The sequence below is a fragment of the Methylomarinum sp. Ch1-1 genome, from assembly GCF_030717995.2.
In the GTDB taxonomy this organism is placed as follows: domain Bacteria; phylum Pseudomonadota; class Gammaproteobacteria; order Methylococcales; family Methylomonadaceae; genus Methylomarinum; species Methylomarinum roseum.
This window is the reverse complement of the sequence record NZ_CP157743.1, coordinates 3,364,584-3,386,293: the sequence shown is the minus strand read 5'-3', so window position 1 is coordinate 3,386,293 and position 21,710 is coordinate 3,364,584. Positions and strand designations below refer to the sequence as shown.

Annotated in this window: 17 protein-coding genes; 16 read left to right on the top strand and 1 reads right to left on the bottom strand. The window is 51.6% G+C overall.

All coding sequences use genetic code 11. From position 1 onward, the window contains the following. Positions 1–349: 349 nt before the first annotated feature. Positions 350–3,826: a hypothetical protein gene (locus Q9L42_RS15485; RefSeq protein ID WP_349431365.1), complete on the top strand. Its 3,477-nt coding sequence runs from the start codon at positions 350–352 to the stop codon at positions 3,824–3,826. Positions 3,827–4,029: 203 nt separating this feature from the next. On the opposite strand, the gene Q9L42_RS15480 is transcribed toward Q9L42_RS15485, so the two are convergent. Further along, a complete protein-coding gene (locus Q9L42_RS15480; RefSeq protein ID WP_305907509.1) occupies positions 4,030–5,781 on the bottom strand; it encodes a methyl-accepting chemotaxis protein in 1,752 nt (583 codons plus the stop codon). A gap of 184 nt (positions 5,782–5,965) precedes the next feature. Here Q9L42_RS15480 and Q9L42_RS15475 point away from each other — a divergent pair, with 184 nt between their 5' ends. The 15 genes from Q9L42_RS15475 (at position 5,966) to Q9L42_RS15405 (ending at position 21,704) form a co-directional block, all read left to right on the top strand. Further along, positions 5,966–6,448, top strand: a complete 483-nt coding sequence (locus Q9L42_RS15475; protein ID WP_305907510.1) for a low molecular weight protein-tyrosine-phosphatase — start codon at positions 5,966–5,968, stop codon at positions 6,446–6,448. A gap of 81 nt (positions 6,449–6,529) precedes the next feature. Then, a complete protein-coding gene (locus tag Q9L42_RS15470) occupies positions 6,530–7,249 on the top strand; it encodes a dienelactone hydrolase family protein (RefSeq protein ID WP_305907511.1) in 720 nt (239 codons plus the stop codon). A 291-nt stretch (positions 7,250–7,540) separates the two neighbouring features. Beyond that, a complete protein-coding gene (gyrA, locus tag Q9L42_RS15465) occupies positions 7,541–10,132 on the top strand; it encodes a DNA gyrase subunit A (protein ID WP_305907512.1) in 2,592 nt (863 codons plus the stop codon). Positions 10,133–10,137: 5 nt separating this feature from the next. Then, entirely contained in the window at positions 10,138–11,217 is a 1,080-nt protein-coding gene (gene serC / locus Q9L42_RS15460; RefSeq protein ID WP_305907513.1) for a 3-phosphoserine/phosphohydroxythreonine transaminase, read from the top strand. A gap of 12 nt (positions 11,218–11,229) precedes the next feature. Continuing rightward, on the top strand, positions 11,230–12,315 hold the full coding sequence (pheA, locus tag Q9L42_RS15455; RefSeq protein WP_305907514.1) for a prephenate dehydratase: 1,086 nt from the start codon (positions 11,230–11,232) through the stop codon (positions 12,313–12,315). A 21-nt stretch (positions 12,316–12,336) separates the two neighbouring features. Beyond that, entirely contained in the window at positions 12,337–13,443 is a 1,107-nt protein-coding gene (gene hisC / locus Q9L42_RS15450; protein ID WP_305907515.1) for a histidinol-phosphate transaminase, read from the top strand. Beyond that, entirely contained in the window at positions 13,436–14,311 is an 876-nt protein-coding gene (locus Q9L42_RS15445; protein ID WP_305910178.1) for a prephenate dehydrogenase, read from the top strand. The genes hisC and Q9L42_RS15445 overlap by 8 nt, the downstream gene beginning before the upstream one ends. Before the next feature lies 1 nt (position 14,312). Further along, the gene (gene aroA, locus Q9L42_RS15440) at positions 14,313–15,626 is read left to right on the top strand and encodes a 3-phosphoshikimate 1-carboxyvinyltransferase (RefSeq protein ID WP_305907516.1); all 1,314 of its coding nucleotides are present in this window, start codon (positions 14,313–14,315) and stop codon (positions 15,624–15,626) included. Continuing rightward, positions 15,623–16,279 carry a (d)CMP kinase gene (cmk, locus tag Q9L42_RS15435; protein ID WP_305907517.1) on the top strand — a complete coding sequence of 219 codons (657 nt, stop codon included), beginning with the start codon at positions 15,623–15,625 and terminating at the stop codon, positions 16,277–16,279. The genes aroA and cmk overlap by 4 nt, the downstream gene beginning before the upstream one ends. 105 nt (positions 16,280–16,384) lie before the next feature. Further along, complete coding sequence (gene rpsA / locus Q9L42_RS15430; protein ID WP_305907518.1) at positions 16,385–18,046, top strand: 30S ribosomal protein S1; 1,662 nt, start codon at positions 16,385–16,387, stop codon at positions 18,044–18,046. A 56-nt stretch (positions 18,047–18,102) separates the two neighbouring features. Beyond that, positions 18,103–18,408, top strand: coding sequence for an integration host factor subunit beta (locus Q9L42_RS15425; RefSeq protein ID WP_305907519.1), 306 nt, complete (start codon positions 18,103–18,105; stop codon positions 18,406–18,408). A 47-nt stretch (positions 18,409–18,455) separates the two neighbouring features. Continuing rightward, on the top strand, positions 18,456–18,707 hold the full coding sequence (locus tag Q9L42_RS15420; protein ID WP_305907520.1) for a LapA family protein: 252 nt from the start codon (positions 18,456–18,458) through the stop codon (positions 18,705–18,707). 228 nt (positions 18,708–18,935) lie between these two features. Then, positions 18,936–19,169 (top strand): FeoA family protein, encoded by a 234-nt coding sequence (locus Q9L42_RS15415; RefSeq protein ID WP_305907521.1) that lies wholly within the window; start codon positions 18,936–18,938, stop codon positions 19,167–19,169. Beyond that, positions 19,166–21,496 (top strand): Fe(2+) transporter permease subunit FeoB, encoded by a 2,331-nt coding sequence (gene feoB, locus Q9L42_RS15410; RefSeq protein ID WP_349431364.1) that lies wholly within the window; start codon positions 19,166–19,168, stop codon positions 21,494–21,496. Before Q9L42_RS15415 ends, feoB begins: the two co-directional genes overlap by 4 nt. After that, positions 21,483–21,704, top strand: a complete 222-nt coding sequence (locus Q9L42_RS15405; RefSeq protein ID WP_305907522.1) for a FeoC-like transcriptional regulator — start codon at positions 21,483–21,485, stop codon at positions 21,702–21,704. Before feoB ends, Q9L42_RS15405 begins: the two co-directional genes overlap by 14 nt. Positions 21,705–21,710 lie beyond the last annotated feature (6 nt).

Below are 21,710 nucleotides of genomic sequence, written 5' to 3'. Positions count from 1 at the left end.
TTGCCAATAGTCTATGGTATTTAGGTGCTGGGTGAATACATCCATGGCAGCTCTGACTGCAGCGTCTGACCCCCAGGGAAGGTGGGAATGCCACACCGGTCGGGAACCGGTGAGGTAGACCGTCAGGGACGATGGAAATGCAGATTTTGCAGGTAGAAAATTGCTCCTGCATTTTCTACATTTCCGCCTTCCTTGGCGGTCAGAGCAAAAATCTGCCTGTTGCAGACAGCCCGATAAATCAATAGTCGATTCCCTCTGATAAAAATACGCTGAAATAATTACATCTAAACAATAATAAGCAGGCAAAAGGATGCGGCTGTTCGGAAACCAATAAACTCAGGGGAATATAATGGATCAGTTACAGTCTTTAGGTATCAACAAGAAATTCCATGATGAAGCGGCGGAAAGATGCAAATTGCATCTGTATATCAATTTGAAATTGGCTTCCTGCGGTCAACCGACCTGTGTCAATGAAGACTCGGCCGAGTTTATGGACACTGCCGATGATTTGCTGCGCAGTTACCTGGAGAAAAGCCGGCAGCTGGCCACTAGCTCCTATTATCCGGCCGATGCACGCATTCAGAGTTTTTTGGACGGTTATTTCGCCGATCTGAACCTGGATAAAACGCCGTCTTTGCCGACCATTACCTTCGAACTCGATCGCCACGGCGTCGCCAGGGAGTTGTCTTTGCCGGTCGACGAGGATGAATTCTATTCCGAAATCGTCTCCAGTTACCGTGTCAAACAGGGCGTTCTTCATAATCCTGCCAGCGACAGACGGACCACTAAAGGATCATTTCATATCGCCGCCGGCGGTTTGCCGGTGCCGGGCGATAAGAAAGAGGTGCCGAAGCAGGTGTTTGCGGCGATGCTTGAGCATGCCGTCAACCCCCCCGAGCACCTGCTGGTCTTGCCTTTCACCGCCAATCAGCCGGAACAGGCGCGAATGTTTGCCTCGTTGCTGTTGCGTCCGGTGGTGTGTCCGGCGATTCCGGGCGTGGCGTCGGAGAAGTCGATGGAAATCCGTTTTTTCGCGCCCGGCAATCTGGTCAGCAATCTGGATTTTGTAGAAAGTATTTTCGGCAACGGCGGCAATCCCGCCTTGCCGGAATTCGACGCCGCCTTGGATGTCGAGCACTGGAGCGGCCATAGCGGTTGTGTCATTCTGGCGCCTCATTTGACCAAATTAACGAAAAAGGAAGTCGGTTTGCCGCATTGGAACGACGCCAATGAGCGACAAAGGCGGGACGGCATGTGTTGGCAAGACGCCGATGAACTCTACAATGACGGCCAGGCGTTCAAATTGACGGCTCGCGACCGCAATGGCGTGATTGTTACCTTGGTTGCCGACAACTATTACGGTTACTGCAAGAAAGAAGTCAAAACTCAGATCAGTTATGCGGCCAATCTGTATGGCATGGCCGAAGAGGAACATGCCGGCGGCGCGTTAGCTTTCCAACGTTACAATCATGGCGATGAATTTGGGGTCAGCAGTTTGACCCGTGAACCAGGCTACAGCTTCGATGACATAGTGTCTCGTTATGGCGAGATCATGGATGTGAAGCCTGAAGGCTATGCGATAGATAAACGTTTCCCCGAGATTATCTATGTGCAGCAGGATTTACGCATGAATCTGAATGCACAGACGATCAGTTGGCGAAAGAAGTTGAAAAAACAGACCTTGAGGCTGCAGCCAGGCAAAATTTATATCCAGCCCAATGGTTATAAGATCGAAATGCAGAAACATCCGGGCGCGCCTTCCTGGCGCCTGGTCGGCACGGCGCCGGAAGGGACTCTGTGCCACAAGCCATGCACCGTGTCAGGCGGCGGCAAATCGGAAATTTCCAAATCCATCGAGGATGCGGTTATTTTCGGGCCGTTGTTTGTCGATGATATGCAGGAAGACCTGGATAAGGTTCAGGAAATCTTCGACAAGGATTACAGCGACCGTTTTCTGCCCGGGTTTGAAGATGAAGACCGTGAACCGACCCGCAAACCGTTGAGCAGTGAACGCAGCCTTGGCTCCGTGATCAAGCTATTGACCCCGTCCCCCAGTCATAGACCGGAATACAACGAATGGCTGCAGTCCATTCGGCCCAGTATTTTGGCGTTGGTGTTTTTGATTAAGCGCTTTTACCGGGAAGAATGGGGGGATAATTGGCGCCAATACTTGGCCGTCGACGTGATCGATGGGGCGCCGGGCCATGAATTGAAGCTGGGCGACCGCAAGATCGTCGCGACTTATCTGCGCGTCGGTTTCGACTTGAACGGCAATTGGCGGACATTCAAGGTGCGGCAGGATTATCTGGCGGCGGAAAAAGTCCAAATGGAGGACGATATTACCGCGTCTGTCGTGGTGCCGGCCGAGATCCTTTCCGAATATATCGCCTCGAACCTCGGTTATGACAGCGTCAAGCTGGTGCATAATTGCGAATACCGTTTATTTCAGCGGCCCGATGATGCGATCATTCCCGGCTATGACAAGCAAACGGAAATTAATATGGCTGAGCCTGGCAACTTCATGGCCAATTTCGAACCGCTGGATCAGCAAAAGTTGTCGGCCGTGGTTGAAAACGTGTTGACCTTCTCCAAGTTTACCCCGCCGATGCATGACTTGCTGAGCGAAGCCTATCAACAAAAACAGGGTTATGTGGTGTCATCGGCCCATCCGCGTCTGGTCGATGGCAAACCCTCAAAAAATCCACGTTATCTGGAAACCCGTCCCGACCTGGTCAACCCGCTGCATAAATACGTTGCCGAAATAGGCGCTCGCTTCCATCGCAAGATAGCGTTAGACAAGCCGGTTTGCCATCCGGTCAATGCGGTATTGACCGGGCGCCGCAATAATCCGCCTGAGGCCGGCATACGTTCCTTGGCCGTTTACAATCCGATCCATTATCAGGAATTACCGGAACTGTTTATGGATTTCATCTGCTCCTTGACCGGTAAGTCCCCCTCGACGACCGGGGCCGGCAGCGAAGGGGCCTTGACCAAAGGGCCTTTCAACGCGTTACGGGCCACGGCCGACCTGAACAATACTTTGGTTTCCTATATCCTCAGCGGTTATCCCGGCTTCTCCAGTTCAGCCGGTTATATAGGGCCTAATGTCAGGGTCGATCATGACATCAGTTTATTGATTCCGGAAATCTGGGCGCGTTTGCAACACGAAGAACGTCAGCCCGAATATCTGATTGAGCATAAGTTTTTGGAGCCGTTGCAGGATTTTGACTATGACGGAGAGAAGGTATTGGCGAGTCGATTGGGCTACCGCATCACTAGCCGGTTTGTTCATGGCCTGATGGGTAAGGTTTTCGATAATCCGAGCGCGGCGTTCAACGAAGAGATATTGAAACCGGAAACCCAGGATCTCGCGGTGTTTGTCGATGGCATCAATAATATCGTCGAAACTCAGCAGCGTGTCGCGCAACAATATCTAGACGATGGCAGCGTCGAAGATGCCTGTCCGCCCTTATATGCCTTGCTTCATATCATGGCCAAGGGCGAATTTGACGGCAAAGATGCCAGCCATCCCGATATACGCAACCTGTTCACTCGGGATTATCTATTGGCTTCCGATTGGTATCAGGAGCGCCTGGAAATCAAACAGCAAAGAGACAGCGAGCTTTGGCGGCGGCATGTCGATTATCTCGATCGTTACCTGACTGAAGCCAGCCATCAAAAAACCGCCGAACAAATGGCCATACAGGAACGTTTGTTGGAGGCGCAGGATAAGTTGCAATGGGTCGGCCATCCTGATTATCTGGATAGTCTGGTGGGAACGATAGGCGCCGATCCGTTAGGGCCGCCGCGGGAAAGAAGAGCATAACATTTGGGCGGGGCGGGATATTCAACCCGCTCTGAACGTTTGGTTTTTAGCTTGGCATAGGGTCGAAAGCTTCAGGACGGGGTTAGTTACCCCGGTCTGCTCAGAGCTCTGCCGGGTGTTCCTTCCGAGCTACTCGTTGATGATCCGGCGCCGAAGCGCTTTAACCGGTAGTCGTCGTCACGTCCTTGTGACCGTAGATAGTCTTAAGTTTTGAAATTGTTAACCGTTTCACGCAATTGATTGGCCAGCTCGAGCAGTTCCTGGCAGGCGGCGGAGGTGTTTTGTGCGCCGTGCGCCGTTTCTTCAGAAACGGAACTGATGTTGTTGATATTGCGATTGATTTCTTCGGCGACCGCCGTTTGCTCCTCGGCGGCGCTGGCAATCTGATTGTTCATATCGGTAATCGTATCGATGCGTTCGCTGATATGAGCGATCGATTCGCCGGCGGAAGCCGCCTGCTTGACGCTGCTTGCCGCCTGTGTGCGACCATTTTCCATGACTGTCACGGCCTGTTTGGCTCGGTCTTGCAGTCTTTCGATGGTTTGCTGAATCTCCTGAGTGGAATTCTGCGTGCGGCTGGCCAAGGTTCTGACTTCATCGGCGACGACGGCGAAGCCTCGGCCCTGTTCGCCGGCTCTTGCCGCCTCGATGGCGGCATTCAACGCCAGCAAATTGGTTTGTTCGGCGATGCCTTGAATGACGCCTAGAACCTCGCCGATGCTGTTGCTGTCGTTTTCCAGTTCATGGATGACATGGGCGGCGTTCTCCACTTCCGAGGCTAGGCTGTTAATGCCGTCCACCGCTTCATTGACGATATTTTTCCCGGCGGAGGCTTCCTCGTCGGCGGTAGCTGCCGCATTGGAGGCATTGATGGCATTGCGGGCGACTTCTTGCACCGTAGCCGTCATTTCTTCCATCGCCGTCGCGACCTGAGTCGTTTCCTCCAGTTGCCTTGCGACGCCGCTTTCGGTGGTTTGCGTAATGCCGGCAAGCTGATGGGAGGCTGTCGCCAATTTTTCACTGGTATAGGAGATTTCGTCGATGGTTTTGGCGATTTTTTTCACGAAGGCGTTAAAGCTGCTCGCGACCCAGGCAAACTCGGATTTGCCCTCGACCTTCAGGCGAGCCCGTAAATTGCCTTCGCCACTGCTGATATCCTGTAAATTGATCGCCAGCGCGGTCAGTGGAGAAATGATGATTTTGTTCATGACAAAATAACCGGTGACGCCCACGATGACTAGCGTCAACGCCATAAAGCCGACTGCCGACCAGATGCTGGAGCGTAATTGTTCGGCGCCGGGGCCATAAGGCGTGATGATTTCGAAGGCGCCGTGCAGATCGCCGGCGTATTTGTTTTCCATCGGATAACCGAGTATATCCTTGCCATTCGGGTTGCCCCAAAGCCGAGCAGAGCTGGCGGGGTCGCCGTGGCAAAGCTCGCATTGTTTGACCAATCTGACCGGCCTGAAATAGCGCGCTTCATATTTATCATCATCGATATGAATATATTCATTGGCGCCGGGGTTGTCCTTGAAATAGTCGAGGACTTCGCGTTCCAGAGTGTCGGCCTCGTTTTTCGGGTTGCGGGCATTGATTCTAGGCGCTTTAAAACGGAAATCATCGGCTTGGGCTTTTTCCTGGATGATTTTCCAGGCATTGGCGACCGGCACCGTGGCGAGCACGATTTTTCGAGTTTCGGCGCTGTTTTTGCCGTTGGTCAATTGTTTTAATTGTTGCGTGGAAAATATGCCTTCTTCCCACTTGTCTACCACATGGTTGCGGACTGATTCGGACACCAGCATCAGTTGTTTGGCTGAATGGATTTTGCCGTCGATTAAATTTTGTTCTTGTTCCTCAGCATAGAGGAATAGCAATGCGCCGCCAATGATTGTTAATACAATCATGGTGATCGCAACGACTTTGACTCCGACTGAATGCCAGTTCATCATCAGCATGTTGTTGTCTCCAGTTGCATCTTTATTGTAATTATTGTTGTCCGGCTCATCGTTATCGTTATCGTTATTTGATAGCCAAGCTTAAATGGGCCGGGTAATATGTCATATTTTGTAGAATTAATAAAACATTGTAGTCTTTCGTTATAAAATTGTTAGCGACAATGTCAGTAAAAACTTTATCAGTATGAAAAAAATCAGAGTTCTATTTGTTTGTATGGGAAATATTTGTAGGTCTCCCAGCGCCGAGGGTGTGTTTCAAACTTTGTTGAAGGAAAGGCAGTTGCAGCATTGTTTTGAAATCGATTCGGCCGGCACCCATGCTTATCATGTCGATGAAGCGCCCGACCTACGCGCCCAAAAGGCGGCCCGAGACAGAGGCGTTGAGCTGAGTCATTTGCGAGCCAGAAAATTCATTTATGGTGACTTTGAAGATTATGACTTCATTCTGGCCATGGATGATGATAACTATCAGATTCTGATGGAGGCCTGTCCGGAAGAGTACAAGACCAAGATAAAATATTTTTTGGATTATGCCCCGCACCTGGGCGAGCGCGAAGTGCCCGATCCATATTACGGCGGCAAATATGGTTTTGAACGGGTGCTGGATATGGTGGAAGCGGCATCGTTGGGGTTTGTCGATTCATTGCAGCAAGAAGGGCATTTTTGATCGGGAATAAGACGCGATGGTCTCCGCGGGTTTTGTATCCCGATGGTTTTTAATGATTTCGTTTCTGAATAAGGATGGATTATGGCGATAGTATCGAATACGGTCGGTTATCTGGATGGCGAGGTGTTGTTGGAGGGGGTTTTCGCCTACGATGATGCAATCGAGGGCAAGCGGCCGGTAGTTTTAATCAGCCATGCTTGGGGAGGGCGTGATGATTTTGTCTGTGCGAAGGCAAGGAAATTGGCGGAATTGGGATATCTGGCATTCGCGCTGGATATGTATGGCAAAGGCGCGCTGGGCAGTGGTCCTGAGGAAAACGCCAAGCTGATGCGGCCGTTTATGGAGGACAGGGCTTTGTTGCAGCGCCGCATTAATGCCGCCCTGTATGCCGTCAAATTGATGCCTTGGGGGGATGATGACAAAATCGCCGCGATTGGCTTCTGTTTCGGAGGCTTATGTGTGCTGGATCTGGCTCGTTCCGGAGCCGATATTCGCGGCGTCGTCTCCTTCCATGGCTTGTTGAGCGCTCCCGACAATATCGATCAACCGGACATCAAAGCCAAGGTATTGGTGTTGCATGGTCATGATGATCCGATGGCGCCGCCCGAGCACGTTGCCGCATTACAACAGGAGCTGACGCGGGCGGGGGTGGATTGGCAAACCCATATTTACGGCAACACCCTGCATGCATTTACCAATCCGCGCGCCAATGACCCCGATTTCGGCACGGTCTATCAACCGCTGGCGGATAACCGTTCCTGGCGGGCGATGCAAAACTTTTTGGCCGAGTTGTTCGCATAAGCCGTTCAAAATTTATCTCGGAGGGCGCGGAGCAATCGGCGTTTTTTCAATGCTCCGCGTCATCCTTCGTCACCGATTTTATTGAGTATCTGGAAACGTCGTTTCGCCCGCCTTAACTGCAATTTCATTTTCGACTAACACGCTTTATTTTGTTATAATCCTCGAGTTTTTAGGGCCTTATCAGTCTAGCGTGTTTACAGGGAGTGCGCCTTCTTCAATAGACTGTTTTATAAGGATTTATAAGGAAATCATGCCGAATACAGTGTCGGCTGAATTGGATATCACGGATCAATGACAGACTTCGCCAAAGAAATTATTCCCGTTAATCTCGAAGACGAGATGAAACAATCCTATCTCGACTATGCAATGAGCGTCATTGTCGGTCGAGCGCTTCCGGATGTCAGAGACGGTTTGAAACCGGTTCACCGTCGCGTGTTGTATGCGATGAGTGTGTTGGGCAATGATTGGAACAAGGCCTACAAAAAATCCGCCCGTGTGGTCGGTGATGTGATCGGTAAATATCATCCCCATGGCGATACTGCCGTATACGACACGATCGTACGTATGGCGCAACCTTTTTCGATGCGCTATATGCTGGTGGACGGTCAGGGCAATTTCGGTTCGGTCGATGGCGACTCGCCGGCGGCGATGCGTTACACCGAGGTGCGGATGGCGAAGATCTCGCACGAGTTGCTGGCCGACCTGGACAAGGAAACCGTCGATTTTGTCGCCAATTACGATGAATCGGAATCCGAGCCGACCGTGCTGCCAACAAGGGTGCCGGCATTGCTGATCAATGGTTCGTCAGGCATCGCCGTGGGTATGGCGACCAATATTCCGCCGCATAATCTGGGCGAAGTCATCGCCGGTTGCCTGGCGCTGATCGATGATCCGAACAAAACGATTGATGAATTGATGGAGATTATTCCCGGTCCGGATTTTCCCACCGCCGGCATCATCAATGGCGCATCCGGTATCGCCGAGGCCTATCAGACCGGTCGCGGCAGGATACATTTGCGTGCGCGCTGTCATTTCGAGGATTTCGGCGATGGCAGCCGTCAGGCCATCATCGCGACGGAGTTGCCATACCAAGTCAACAAGGCTCGGTTGTTGGAAAAGATCGCCGAGATGGTCAAGGAAGGCAAGTTGGAGGGCATTTCCGGGCTGCGCGACGAGTCCGACAAGGACGGCATGCGCATGGTCATCGAATTGCGCCGCGGCGAAGTGCCTGAAGTTATCTTGAATAATCTGTATAAGCAAACCCAGTTGCAGACCGTATTCGGCATCAATATGGTCGCCCTGCATAATGGCCGCCCACGCTGTTTGAATCTTAAGGAGGTGCTTGACGCCTTCATTAATCATCGCCGCGAAATCGTTACCCGCAGAACCCTATATAACCTACGCAAGGCCAGGGAAAGAGCGCATGTGCTGGAAGGTCTGGCGGTCGCATTGGCCAATATCGATGAGATGATCGAGTTGATCAAGACCTCGAAAAATCCCGCCGAGGCTAAGCAAGGCTTGTTGAGCAGAACCTGGAATGCCGGTTTGGTGACTTCTTTGCTGGAAAGAGCCGATGCCGACCGTTCGCGTCCTGAAGATTTGGCGCCGGAATTCGGTTTGATCGAGGGCGTCTATCGGCTTTCCGAGACCCAGGCGCAAGCGATACTGGACCTGAGGCTGCATCGCCTGACCGGACTGGAGCAAGATAAAATCGTCAATGAATACAGGGAGTTGTTGGCGTTGATCGATGAATATCTGGCTATCCTCGCCAGCGACGAGCGTTTGATGGAAGTCATCCGGGAAGAGCTGGAAGAGGTCAAAGAACAATATGGCGACGAAAGACGCACCGAAATCCTGAAAGAATATCTGAATCTGACCGCGGAAGATTTGATCACCGAGGAAGACGTGGTTGTCACGATGTCTCACGAGGGTTATGTCAAATCCCAGCCGCTGGACGATTACAAAGCGCAGCGCCGCGGCGGGCGCGGCAAGTCAGCCACGGCGACCAAAGAACGGGATTATGTGGAAAAGCTGGTGATTGCCAACACCCATGACACCATCTTGTGTTTCTCCTCGCTGGGTAAGGTCTATTGGCTGAAGGTCTTTAATCTGCCGGTCGCCAGCCGGGCCTCGCGAGGCAAGCCTTTCGTCAATTTATTGCCGTTGGAGCAAGGGGAAAGAATCAACGCGATGCTGACGGTGCGCGAATACAGCGACGACAAGTTTGTGTTCATGGCGACGTCGTCCGGCACCGTGAAGAAAACACCGCTGAAGGAATTTGAACGGCAACGCAGTAACGGTAAAATTGCGATAGATTTGCGCGAAAACGATACTTTGGTCGGCGTCGCCATTACCGATGGCCACCAGAAAGTGCTGTTGTTCAGCAGCGCAGGTAAGGCTGTTTGTTTCCAGGAAGAAGATGTGCGTCCGATGGGAAGAACGGCGACTGGAGTCCGAGGCATTAAGCTGCAGGAAGGGCAGCGGGTCATTTCCTTGATCATCGCCAGTGAAGGCATGATCTTGAATATCACCGAAAAGGGCTATGGCAAAAGAACCCGATTGGAAGAATTCACTTGTCATAAGCGCGGCGGACAAGGTTTGATCGCGATACAGACCTCGGAGCGCAATGGCGCGGTGGTCGGCGCGGTGCTGGTCAACGATGGCGACGAAATCATGTTGATCACCAATGGCGGCACGCTGGTTCGCACCCGAGTCAACGAAATCTCCGTCGTCGGCAGGAACACGCAGGGCGTCACCGTTATCCGCCCCGACGCCGGCGAGAAAGTGGTTGGCGTGGGTCGCATAGAAGGCTTGCCGGAAGAAGAAATCTCTCAGATAGATGAAGCGTCTCAAGTCGATGAGACCGATGATGAAGGAGAATAATATCGATGTCTCGGATTTATAATTTTAGCGCCGGACCTTCGGCATTGCCTGAAGCGGTATTATTGCAAGCCCAGCAGGAAATGCTGGACTGGCGCGGCACCGGCATGTCGGTGATGGAGATGAGTCATCGCGGCAAGCATTTCATGACCATCGCCGAAACCTTGTATCAGGATTTACGTGAGTTATTGGCGATTCCCGATCATTATAAGATCGCGCTGCTGCAGGGTGGAGCGACCGCTCAATTTTCCTTCATCCCGTTGAACCTGTTAAACGGCAAGAATAAGGCTTGTTATGTCAATACCGGCGCTTGGTCCGGCAAGGCGATCAAGGATGCAAGTCGATATTGTCAGGTGCAAGTCTCGGCCAGCTCTGAAGATAGCCGTTTTACCACGATTCCCGAGCGTGAGCGCTGGGACATCGATCCGGACGCGGCCTATTTTCACTATACATCCAATGAAACGATCCATGGCGTCGAGTTTCCAGAGACTCCGGAAGTCGGCGATATGCCGCTGGTGGCGGATATGTCATCGAATATTCTGTCGCGTCAATTCGATGTCAGTCGCTTCGGGCTGATTTATGCCGGCGCCCAGAAAAATATGGGCCCGGCGGGTGTCACCGTCGTGATCGTTCGCGATGACTTGATCGGTCATGCCGACTCCTCGGTGCCGCCGGTGTTCGATTATCAGCAGCAGATCAATAACGACTCGATGCTGAATACGCCGGCGACTTATAACTGGTATTTGCTGGGCTTGGTGTTGCAATGGTTGAAACAGCAGGGCGGTATCGCCGCCATCGAACAACGGAACATCGACAAGGCCGAAAAACTTTACCGGGCTGTCGATCAATCCGCGTTATACCGTAATCCAGTCGATAAGAGCTGCCGTTCACGCATGAACGTGCCGTTCGTATTGGCGGACAGCGCCTTGGATAAGGAATTTTTAGCCTTGGCCGAGAAAAACGGGTTAGGGGCTCTGAAAGGGCATCGCTCGGTGGGCGGCATGCGCGCCAGCATTTACAATGCGATGCCGGAGTCAGGCGTCGATGCCCTGATTGAATTTATGGCTGAATTTGAAAGAACCCATTAATACACCGAGATTATGACGGCTATTATTCCACTCTCAGAATTGCGGGAAAAAATCGATGCGATCGATCGGCAGATTCTTGAATTGATCAACCAGCGCGCCGAATGTGCGATGGAGGTTGCCAGAACCAAGATCGCCGAAGGGGAAACCAACACCTTTTATCGTCCGGACCGGGAGACGCTGGTGTTGCGGCGCATCAAGGAGTTGAATCCAGGGCCCTTGGCCGATGAGACCGCGGTGCGGTTTTTTCGTGAATTGATGTCGGCCTGTCTGGCCTTGGAAAAACCGCTGGAAGTGGCGTTTCTCGGTCCTAAAGGAACCTTTACCCAGCAGGCGACTTTCAAACACTTCGGTCATGCCGTTAATGATATACCGGTGCCGACCATCAACGATATTTTTAATACCGTGGAAAACGGTCATTGCCAGTTCGGCGTGGTGCCGGTGGAAAATTCAACCGAAGGCGTCGTCGCCCATACGTTGGACCGCTTCATGACATCGCCGCTGCAAATCTGCGGTGAAGTCGAAATCCGCGTGCATCAGAATCTGATGGGTAAGATGAACGACTTGAGCGGTATCACCGAGGTGTTTTCGCATCAACAATCGTTGGCCCAGTGTCGCCAGTGGTTGAGCAGCTATTTGCCCGGCGTCGAATGCACAGCGGTCAGCAGTAATGCCGAAGCGGCCCGTCTGGCCGCGCAGAGCAACGATAAGGCGGCCATCGCCGGAGCGGTGGCGGCGGAATTGTATGATTTGAAGATCATCGAGAAAAATATCGAGGATGATTCCAATAATACCACCCGCTTCATCATCATCGGCTATCAGCAACCTGCATCGACCGGCCATGATAAAACCTCGATCCTGGTGTCCACCGGTAACCAGCCGGGCGCGCTGCATAAGATTCTCGGTCCGTTAGCCGATCATGGCATCAGCATGACCCATATCGAGTCGCGTCCTTCGCGCCAGGGCTTGTGGGACTATGTGTTTTTTATCGATCTGAATGGGCATTGTGACGATGACAATGTCGCGAAAGCGCTCAATGCGCTGAAACATAATGTTCACATGCTGAAAGTGCTGGGTTCCTATCCCAAGGCCGTCATTTAAGTCTTCTTTTATTCGAATTCAATGAATCATTCCATTACCCAATTAGCCGTTCCCGGCGTACAAAAACTCGTGCCTTATGTTCCCGGTAAGCCGATCGAAGAGCTGGAACGCGAACTAGGGCTTAGCGATATCGTCAAGCTGGCTTCCAACGAAAATCCGCTGGGCGCTAATCCCAGGGTTGCGGCGGCGATACAGGCGGCATTGCCGGAATTGCCCCGTTATCCTGACGGTAACGGCTTTAAATTGAAAACCGCGCTGGCGGAAAAGTTGGCGGTGTCGACCGAGCAGTTGACCCTCGGTAACGGCTCCAATGAAATTCTGGAGCTGATCGCCAGAACTTTCCTGACGCCGGAGCTGGAAGTGGTGTTTTCCCAGCATGCGTTTGCCGTCTATCCTTTGGTCACTCAGGCGGTCGGAGCGAAGGCCAGGGTCGTCGCCGCGAAAGACTACGGTCATGATCTGACGGCGATGTTGGCGCAGGTCAATGATCGCACCCGTCTGGTTTTCATCGCCAATCCGAATAATCCGACCGGCACCTTGCTGTCTAAAGAGGCGCTGGAAGCCTTCATCAAGGCTTTGCCCGCCTCGGTGATCTGCGTGCTCGATGAAGCCTATTATGAATATGTCGATCCGCAGTCTAGAGCGGATGCGCTGACTTGGTTGGCGAAATACCCTAACTTAATCATCACCCGTACTTTTTCGAAGGCCTATGGTTTGGCCGGCTTGCGTGTCGGTTACAGCGTGTCGTCGGCGGAAATGGCCGATTTGTTAAATCGGGTCAGACAGCCGTTCAATAACAATATGCTGGCCCTGGTCGCCGCGGAGACCGCGCTGGCCGATTCCGAATACCTGGGGCGGGCGATCGCCGCCAATAACGCCGGCATGCAGCAGTTGACCGAAGCTTTTAGGACTCTGGGCTTGGCATGGATCCCTTCGGCCGGTAATTTCGTCTCGGTTGATTTAAGGCGGGAAGGCGAGCCGATCTACCAGGCCTTATTGCGCAAAGGCGTGATCGTCCGGCCGGTGGCGAATTATGAAATGCCGAAGCATTTGCGCGTTAGCATCGGCACGGAAAAAGAAAATCAGCTGTTTATCAAGGCCTTGAGCGAAATATTAAATGATGTTTGAGCGCCTGTGCATCATCGGTATCGGACTGATCGGCAGTTCTGTCGCCAGAGCTGCACGCAAGCAAGGCCTGTGTAAAAAAATCGATGCCTATGGCCGGGAACAGGATCTGGCTAATCTGCAGTTGGCCAAACGGCTGAACGTGATCGATGATTATTTCATCGACATCGCGCCCGCCGTCGAATCGGCTGATTGCATCGTTATCGCTACGCCGGTCGGTGCGGTGGAGCCGGTGTTCAAACTCCTGCGACCCTATTGGAACAAAGACGCCGTTTATACCGATGTGTGCAGCACCAAGGGTAGCGTCGTTAAGGCCGCCACGACTGTGTTCGGCCGGGTTCCGACAAATTTCATCCCGGCTCATCCGATCGCCGGCGCCGAATGCAGCGGCGTCGATGCCGGCAGAGCGGATTTGTTTGACAATAAGCGATTGATCATCACTCCGGTCGAAGATTCCAATGTCCAGGCGTTGGACAAGGTGACCCGGTTCTGGGAAGGCTTGGGCTCGACCGTGTCGTTAATGGAGGTTGATCATCACGATACGGTGTTGGCGGCGACCAGCCATTTGCCACATATTTTGGCCTTCGCGTTGGTTGATTTGCTTGGACGCAAAGATGAGCAGGTCGAAATCTTCAAATACGCCGCCGGCGGTTTCAAGGATTTCAGTCGTATTGCTTCCAGCGATCCGACGATGTGGTTGGATATCTGCATGGCCAATAAACAGGAAATCATACCGCTGATTCAGCAGCTACAGTCTGAATTGCACCGAATACAACAGATGCTGGAGCAGGGCGAAAACCAGCGGCTTTTTGAAACCTTTACGTATGCCAGAGAGGCACGGCAACGTTTTCTTGATCAATTAGAAAAATAACATGGCACAATCTATTACTTATACAGTTAATCCCGGCGGCAATTTGCGCGGAGAAATCAGGGTCCCGGGTGACAAGTCGATGTCGCATCGCTCGATTATGTTGGGTTCGTTGGCGGAAGGCGTCACTCATGTGACCGGCTTTCTGAATGCCGAGGATGCATTGGCGACTTTACAGGCGTTCCGTGCGATGGGGGTCGAAATTGAGGGGCCCGCCAATGGCGAGGTGACGATCCATGGGGTCGGTAAACACGGCTTGAAACAGCCAAAAGAGCCCTTATATCTGGGCAATTCCGGAACGTCGATGCGTCTGTTGTGCGGTTTGTTGTCGGGGCAGCAATTCGACAGCGTGTTGACCGGCGATAAATCGCTGGAATCGCGGCCGATGCGTCGCGTGACCGAGCCGCTGGCGCTGATGGGGGCAAAGATCGAAACCGAGGTCGACGGCACGGCGCCATTGAGGATTAAAGGGGGAGTGGCGCTGAAGGGGATTCATTACGATCTGCCTATGGCCAGCGCCCAGGTCAAATCCTGTTTGTTGCTGGCCGGCATGTACGCAGAAGGCCAAACCAGCGTCACCGAACCGGCGCCGACCCGGGATCACACCGAAAGAATGTTGAATGGCTTCTCTTATCCGGTCAAACGCGAAGGCGGTAAGGCGATGATCGATTCCAAGGGCTCGTTGAAAGCTTGTGACATCGACGTGCCCAGCGATATTTCCTCGGCCGCCTTCTTTTTGGTCGGCGCCAGTATCGCACCGGATTCCGATGTAACCTTGAAGCACGTCGGCATCAATCCGACCCGTACCGGCGTGATCGATATCTTGCGTCTGATGGGTGCGAACATCGAAGTCATGAACGAGCGTTCGGTTGGCGGTGAACCGGTCGCTGATATCCGCGTGCGTTCCAGTCAGTTGCAAGGCATCGACATTCCTGAAGAGCTGGTGCCATTGGCAATCGACGAGTTTCCGGTGCTTTTTGTCGCGGCCGCATGCGCAGAAGGGCAAACCCGTTTGACCGGCGCAAAAGAATTGCGAGTTAAGGAATCCGACCGCATTCAAGTGATGGCGGACGGCTTACAGATTCTCGGCGTCGATGCTCAGCCGACCGAGGACGGCATGATTATCAACGGCAGTCTGATCGGGGGAGGGGAAGTCGATTCTCATGGTGATCACCGCATCGCGATGGCATTTTCGATTGCCGGTTTGCGCGCCAGCGATACGATCGTCATTCGAGATTGCGAAAATGTCAATACCTCCTTTCCTGAGTTCCGGGAGTTGGCGACCACGTTAGGCCTGAACTTAAACAGTACATCATGAATATTCCCGTTTTAACCATCGATGGCCCCAGCGGGGCCGGAAAAGGAACGGTCAGCCGGGCTGTCGCCAAGAAGCTAGGCTGGCATTATCTGGACAGCGGTTCGATTTATCGCTCGCTGGCGATTGCGGTATTGAATGCCGGCGTCGATTTGCATAACATAGAGACCATTGTCGAGGTCGCGCAAGGAATGCGGTTAGACTTTGAGTGCGGCGACGAACTGACCGTGATATTGAATGGCGACGATATTACCTCTCGGCTAGGTGCGGAAACGACCGGAAATACCGCTTCCATGATTGCCGCCTATCCTGAGGTTAGGGCGGTATTGTTGCAGAAACAAAAGGATTTTCAACGACTTCCCGGGTTGGTCGCGGACGGGCGGGACATGGGCACGGTGGTGTTTCCCGATGCCAAATATAAGATCTATTTATCGGCCAGCGCCACGGAAAGGGCGAAAAGGCGATATAAACAGTTGATTGAAAAAGGAATTGGTGCTAACCTTGACCAAATCACCAGGGATATCGAAGAGCGTGATCGCCGTGATCGTGAGCGCGACACGGCGCCGCTAGCAATGGCCGAAGACGCGCTTTATATCGACTCCTCTGATATGACGATCGAGCAGGTGATAGACAAGGTGATTAATTTAGTCCGTTAGGGCTTTGTAGGCGTTGCTTATTATATTGGTTTAGTAAGCAATTTTTTTTAACTTTAATGAAATGTAAGAGCTTGTTTGAGTTACAACAAGTTTGGGAAAGAAAATATGAGCGAAAGCTTTGCTGATTTATTTGAAGAGAGTTTAGCCAAGACAGAGATGCGTCCTGGCGCAATGTTAACGGGTACTGTTGTTGATATCGAAAATGAGTTCGTTATCGTCAGTACTCAAGCCAAATCTGAAGGTGTGATTCCGAAATGGCAGTTTTTAAATGCGGATGGCGACCTGGAGGTTGAAGTTGGCGATGAAATTGAGGTAGCTCTCGATTTATTCGAAGATGGACTGGGGTCCACACTTCTTTCCCGCGATAAAGCTAAGAAAAACAAAGCCTGGGGCGAGCTGGAACAAGCCTTCGAAAATGATGAAACCATCGTCGGCCGCATTACTGGAAAAGTGCGCGGCGGTTTCACCGTTTCCGTTGGTGCATTACGTGCATTCCTGCCCGGTTCATTAGTGGACGTTCGTCCAATCAGAGACACGACCTTCCTGGAAGGCCGCGATCTGGAATTCAAAGTCATCAAGATCGATCAGAAACGTAACAACGTCGTTCTGTCTCGCCGCGCCGTCGTCGAAAAAGAATACAGCGCGGAAAGAGAAGAGCTGATGAAGACGCTGGAAGATGGCGCGATCGTCACCGGTGTGGTCAAAAACCTGACCGATTATGGCGCGTTTATCGACCTGGGCGGCATCGATGGCCTGCTGCACATCACCGATATGGCATGGCGCCGCGTACGTCATCCTTCCGAATGTGTGGAAATCGGTCAGGAAGTTCAGGTTAAAGTTCTTAAGTTCGACAAAGAGAAAACCCGCGTATCGCTGGGCATGAAGCAGATGGAGGAAGATCCATGGCAAAACATCGCCCGTCGTTATCCTGCCGGCACTCGTGTGTTCGGCAAGGTCAACAACCTGACCGACTATGGTTGTTTTGTTGAGATCGAAGAAGGCGTCGAAGGCCTGGTTCACGTGTCAGAAATGGACTGGACCAACAAAAACGTCAATCCGGCCAAAGTCGTACAATTAGGCGACGAAGTCGAAGTGATGGTGTTGGAAATCGACGAAGAACGTCGTCGTATTTCTCTGGGCATGAAGCAATGTCGTCCGAATCCATGGGATGAGTTTGCGGCAACCCACAACAAAGGCGACAAAATCAGCGGTAAGATCAAGTCGATCACCGACTTCGGTATCTTCATCGGCCTCGATGGCGGCATCGACGGTTTGGTTCACATGTCTGACATTTCTTGGAACGAAAACGACGAAGAAGCGATTCGCAATTACAAGAAAGGCGACGAAGTTGAAACCGTTATTCTGGCGGTGGATTCCGAACGTGAGCGCATCTCTCTGGGCATCAAGCAACTGGAACAGGATCCGTTCCAAAACTACATCGCCTTGCACGAAAAAGGCAGCTTGGTCACTGGTACGATCAAAGAAGTCGACGCTAAAGGCGCCGTCGTGACCTTGGCGGAGAATGTCGAAGGTTACCTGCGTGCTTCCGAAATTCAGCGTGACCGTGTCGAAGACGCGCGGACATTGTTGAATGAAGGCGATAAGATCGAAGCCAAATTTATCGGTGTGGACAAAAAGGCTAAAAGTATTTCGCTTTCCGTTAAGGCGAAAGACCTTGATGAAGAATCCTCTGCCATTAAAGATTACGGTCAGCAAGCTGCCGGCACACCAACTTTAGGTGATATCTTTAAACAAATCGATAAATAAGCTTATAGGGGAGGATGATATAATTCGTCCTCCTCTTTATTTATTCAGGATTAAGTGTGACAAAATCAGAATTAATCGAGACGCTTGCAAGGCAGCAACCACATCTTGCTCTTAAAGATGTCGAGTTGGCGGTAAAATGCATTATCGAACAGATGAGCGAGACATTGGCGAGCGGCGAAAGAATTGAAATTCGCGGATTTGGTAGCTTTTCTTTACATCATCGCCCGCCTAGAATGGGTAGAAACCCTAAAACCGGTGAGTCTGTTTCTTTAACCGAAAAACATGTGCCGCATTTTAAACCGGGTAAGGAGCTGCGCGATCGCGTCGACGCCACCCGTGAAAAATGCAAAATTGTCGATTAAACGGCAGTCTAATCAACGCAACATTAATAATGTAAAACAAACCTTTAATGAGACTTTTAGCCCTTATTGTTTTTTTTGCGGTCTTTATTATTGCGTTGATTTTTTCTATTTTAAATTTTCAATCGGTAGAGATTGATCTTTATTTCATTACAATTTCCCTTCCTTTAACGGTTGCCTTGACCATTGAGTTGTTTGCCGGCATCGCCATCGGCTTTCTAGCCGCATTGTTGCATATTGTGAAGCTTAAGGCGCAATATGTGCAGTTGAGCAAAAAAATAGATAAAAATAACCTCAAATAGGCACTTTGACTTTCTGTCAGTTGTCAACTCTCATTGCTAAGCGACTACATATTGCAAAAGCTTGGCGGCTACGCCTCAAATCCCCTGTATTATCAAGTGACAATGTGCTATATTGATTACTAATGAGAATGATTATTAATAAACATTATTTTCATAGCATACGTTTAATCCGCTAACCTTTTTGTCCGGTTTGAAAACTTATCCTAACCCAGGAGACTAACATTGCTAATGTCGCAAACTTTAAATAGCTTATCGGTCGGTGACTCAGGACGGATTCTCGGCTTTGATAATTCGGGCAAGGCGTATAGAAAACGCCTATTGGCGATGGGATTGACACCGGGTACGGCGTTCACCGTGACTCGATTTGCCCCATTGGGTGACCCGGTCGAAATAAAAATTCGTGGATTCTCATTATCTTTAAGAAAAAACGAAGCATCAGTGCTGATTATTGAGAAATTATGACTAGTAAGCAGTTTACGGTTGGTGTGGTAGGCAATCCCAATTGCGGAAAAACCACATTATTCAACGCATTAACCGGCGCCAAACAACATGTCGGTAATTGGCCCGGCGTGACGGTGGAAAAAAAGACCGGCGAATATACATTCGAGGACATTAAGATTGAATTGGTCGATCTGCCCGGCACTTATTCGCTGGAGTCGGCCGACGACTCGGTTTCTCTGGATGAAAAAGTGGCTAGAGACTATGTCGCCAGCCATGAAGCCGGCCTGATTATTAATATCATCGATGCCACCAATATAGAGCGTAATCTTTATTTAACGTCACAACTGCTCGAAATGCGTGTGCCGATGGTCGTCGCCTTGAACATGATGGATGCGGTAACCAGACGTGGCGTTAAGATCGACACGGCTGCGTTGGCGAACTTGCTGGGTTGCCCCGTCATTCCTATTAGCGCTTCGACCGGTCAGGGGCTGAAGCAGCTGAAAAAAGTCGTGAACCAGGCCTTTAGCGAGCCGCCGATTCCCGAGGTCGCGATTTCCTATCATGCAGAAATCGAAAACGCCATCGATGAACTGTTGCCTCAGATGGCCATTAAGGCCGCGGCTAATGCCTGCGATCTACGCTGGCTCAGTCTGCGTTTGTTGGAGAATGATACGCTGGCGAAAAAAATTGCCGGTCCGGAGTTGATCGGCGAATCCGAACGATTACAGGCGATCGTCGAAGCCAAGGCCGATGAGGAAATCGATATCCTGACCGCCGATGCGCGTTACAGTTTCGTCAATACATTGACCCAGGCTTCGGTGTGTAAATTGCACGAAGTCTCCAGGCACGCCAGCGATCAAATCGATCGAGTCGTGTTGAATCGTTTCCTGGGTATCCCGATTTTTCTATTGGTGATGTATGCGATGTTCATGTTTACCATCAACATCGGCAGCGCCTTCATCGATTTCTTTGATCAGGCGACCGGCGCTTTCTTAGTCGATGGTCTGAGCCTGTTGCTACAACAGATGCAGCTACCGGAATGGCTGGTTGTCTTGATTGCCGACGGCGCCGGAGGCGGCGTACAGGTGGTGGCAACCTTTATTCCGATTGTAGGATTCTTGTTTATATTCTTGTCGGCACTGGAGGATTCAGGCTACATGTCCCGCGCCGCCTTCGTCATGGATCGTTTCATGTGTATGATCGGTCTGCCCGGTAAATCGTTCGTGCCGATGATCGTCGGTTTCGGCTGCAATGTGCCCGCGATCATGGCGACACGGACTCTTGATAACCGTCGCGACCGGATTTTAACCAACCTGATGAATCCGTTCATGTCCTGTGGCGCCCGGCTTCCGGTCTATGCGTTGTTTGCGGCGGCATTTTTTCCGGTAGGAGGTCAGAATCTGGTATTCGGTCTGTATTTGTTCGGTATCGTCGCCGCCGTCGTGACCGGGCTGATCATGCGTCATACCTTGTTCAAAGGTGAGGTCACGCCGTTCATCATGGAACTGCCGGCTTATCATCTACCGACCCTGCGCGGCGTATTCTTGAAAACCTGGGACAGGCTAAAGACCTTTATATTTAATGCCGGCAAGGTTATCGTGCCGATGGTGCTGGTGTTGAACTTCCTCAATGCATTGGGCACCGATGGCAGTTTCGGCCAGGAAAACAGTGAAAGCTCGGTGTTGAGTGAAATTGGCCGAGGTCTGACGCCTGCCTTTGAGCCGATGGGCATCAGTCCAGATAACTGGCCGGCTACCGTCGGTATCTTTACCGGTGTCTTGGCCAAGGAGGCGGTGGTCGGCACGCTGGACGCCTTGTACGGTCAGATGGGCGCGGATGATACAGCCGAAGGGGGGCAAGCGTTCGACCTTGGTGAGGCATTAGGGGGGGCTTTTCAAACGATACCGGAGAATCTAATTGCGGTTGCCGATAACCTGCTCGATCCGTTAGGGCTGGATATCGGCGAAGTCGCCGATATCGAAGCAGCTGCTAGCGAACAGGCGGTCAATACCGCGACATTCGCCGCGATGCAGGCAAGCTTTGACGGTCAAATCGGCGCATTTGCCTATCTGTTGTTCATTTTACTGTATGCACCCTGTGTTGCCGCAACCGCCGCGATCTATCGGGAAACCGGCGGCGGCTGGGCCGTGTTTGTCGTGCTTTGGACCACCGGTTTGGCTTATATGACCGCCACCTTGTTCTATCAATTGATGACCTTTGTGCAGCACCCGCAAACCTCGCTGTTGTGGTTGATGCTGTTAGGCGGCTTTTTCCTTGCGGTGATGGCGGGCTTATGGTTATACGGCAGAAACCATCCAATCGAAGAGATTAAAAATGATTTTGTCTGAATTGAAAAGTTATCTTAAACAACATCATAGAGTTTCGTTAAGCGACTTGGTAATTCATTTCAATATCGACGCCAATGCCTTGCGAGGCATGCTGGAGAAGTGGATCAGCAAGGGCAAGGTTCGACGATTGCCGTTGAATTCATCCTGCGGCACCAGCTGTTGTCAATGCGACCCGACCTTGACCGAGCTGTATGAATGGGTGGAATGATCGCTA

Coding starts and splice junctions, on each gene's coding strand:
- Q9L42_RS15405 (WP_305907522.1), top strand. CDS start 21,483: ATGATTTTGTCTGAATTGAAAAGTTATCTTAAACAACATCATAGAGTT.
- gyrA (WP_305907512.1), top strand. CDS start 7,541: ATGACAGACTTCGCCAAAGAAATTATTCCCGTTAATCTCGAAGACGAG.
- Q9L42_RS15445 (WP_305910178.1), top strand. CDS start 13,436: ATGTTTGAGCGCCTGTGCATCATCGGTATCGGACTGATCGGCAGTTCT.
- Q9L42_RS15480 (WP_305907509.1), bottom strand. CDS start 5,781: ATGCTGATGATGAACTGGCATTCAGTCGGAGTCAAAGTCGTTGCGATC.
- cmk (WP_305907517.1), top strand. CDS start 15,623: ATGAATATTCCCGTTTTAACCATCGATGGCCCCAGCGGGGCCGGAAAA.
- serC (WP_305907513.1), top strand. CDS start 10,138: ATGTCTCGGATTTATAATTTTAGCGCCGGACCTTCGGCATTGCCTGAA.
- feoB (WP_349431364.1), top strand. CDS start 19,166: ATGACTAGTAAGCAGTTTACGGTTGGTGTGGTAGGCAATCCCAATTGC.
- Q9L42_RS15415 (WP_305907521.1), top strand. CDS start 18,936: ATGTCGCAAACTTTAAATAGCTTATCGGTCGGTGACTCAGGACGGATT.
- Q9L42_RS15420 (WP_305907520.1), top strand. CDS start 18,456: ATGAGACTTTTAGCCCTTATTGTTTTTTTTGCGGTCTTTATTATTGCG.
- aroA (WP_305907516.1), top strand. CDS start 14,313: ATGGCACAATCTATTACTTATACAGTTAATCCCGGCGGCAATTTGCGC.
- Q9L42_RS15475 (WP_305907510.1), top strand. CDS start 5,966: ATGAAAAAAATCAGAGTTCTATTTGTTTGTATGGGAAATATTTGTAGG.
- Q9L42_RS15485 (WP_349431365.1), top strand. CDS start 350: ATGGATCAGTTACAGTCTTTAGGTATCAACAAGAAATTCCATGATGAA.
- hisC (WP_305907515.1), top strand. CDS start 12,337: ATGAATCATTCCATTACCCAATTAGCCGTTCCCGGCGTACAAAAACTC.
- Q9L42_RS15470 (WP_305907511.1), top strand. CDS start 6,530: ATGGCGATAGTATCGAATACGGTCGGTTATCTGGATGGCGAGGTGTTG.
- pheA (WP_305907514.1), top strand. CDS start 11,230: ATGACGGCTATTATTCCACTCTCAGAATTGCGGGAAAAAATCGATGCG.
- rpsA (WP_305907518.1), top strand. CDS start 16,385: ATGAGCGAAAGCTTTGCTGATTTATTTGAAGAGAGTTTAGCCAAGACA.